The following is a 970-nucleotide window of genomic DNA, read 5'->3' as shown; positions in this document are numbered from 1 at the left end:
ATCTCACTGGCCAGAAGATAGATAACCCGGCCCGCATCGCCACCATCCGCAATCGGCTGATGGCAACGCTCGAAGGCATCGTGTCCGAACGCGGCGGCAAGTCCAGGGCGGCGGCCGAGTGACAACGACCATCACTTTGTCCCAATTCCGCAGGCAGTTCCCAAAAGCATGAGCCTCGTCAAGAAATTCGCAACGGTCGCTTCCGGCACGCTGATGAGCCGCGCGCTCGGTTTCGGCCGCGAGATGCTGATGGCCGCCGCACTCGGCACCGGACCGGTCGCCGATGCCTTCAACGCCGCCTTCCAGTTTCCCAACACCTTTCGCCGGCTGTTTGCCGAGGGCGCCTTCAACGCCGCCTTCGTGCCGCTGTTCGCCAAGGAGATCGAGACCCACGGCACCGAAGGCGCCAAGCGCTTTTCCGAGGAAGTGTTCGGCGTGCTGTTCACGGCGCTGCTGGCGCTGACCATCATCATGGAATTGTCGATGCCGCTGATCGTGCGCTATCTGGTGGCGCCGGGTTTTGCCGGCACGCCGGGGAAGTTCGACACCACGGTGACGCTGGCGACGATCATGTTCCCCTATCTGATCTGCATGTCGTTGGGCGCGATGATGGCGGGCATGCTGAATTCGCTGCGCCGCTATTTCGCCGCCGCCGTGGCGCCGGTGTTCCTCAACATCATCCTGATCGGCGTGCTCGCCTATGCCTGGTACAAGGGCTCGGATGCCCTCACAGTCGGCTACGGGCTGTCCTGGGGCGTGCTTGCCGCCGGACTGGTGCAGCTGGCGATCGTCTGGGTGGCAGTGCGCCATGCCGGCATCTCGATCGGCTTTCGCCGTCCCAGAATGACGCCCGCGGTCAAGCGGCTGCTGATCCTGGCGCTGCCGGCGGCCATCACCGGCGGCATCACACAGATCAACCAGCTGATCGGCACGGCGATCGCCTCGGCGCAGCACAGCGCGGTGTCCTCGC

At 64.6% G+C, this 970-nt stretch carries 1 protein-coding gene; it reads left to right on the top strand.

Features of this window, described 5'->3' with window-relative positions; genetic code table 11:
* Nucleotides 1-168: 168 nt before the first annotated feature.
* Nucleotides 169-970 (top strand): murein biosynthesis integral membrane protein MurJ (gene murJ / locus EN879_RS37225; RefSeq protein WP_127274777.1); only part of this gene is annotated, 802 nt, incomplete at its 3' end.

It is taken from the genome of Mesorhizobium sp. M7A.F.Ca.AU.002.02.1.1, from assembly GCF_003998535.1.
In the GTDB taxonomy this organism is placed as follows: Bacteria; Pseudomonadota; Alphaproteobacteria; order Rhizobiales; family Rhizobiaceae; genus Mesorhizobium; species Mesorhizobium ciceri.
The sequence above is the reverse complement of the archived record's forward strand: the minus strand, read 5'-3'. Positions and strand labels throughout refer to the sequence as shown.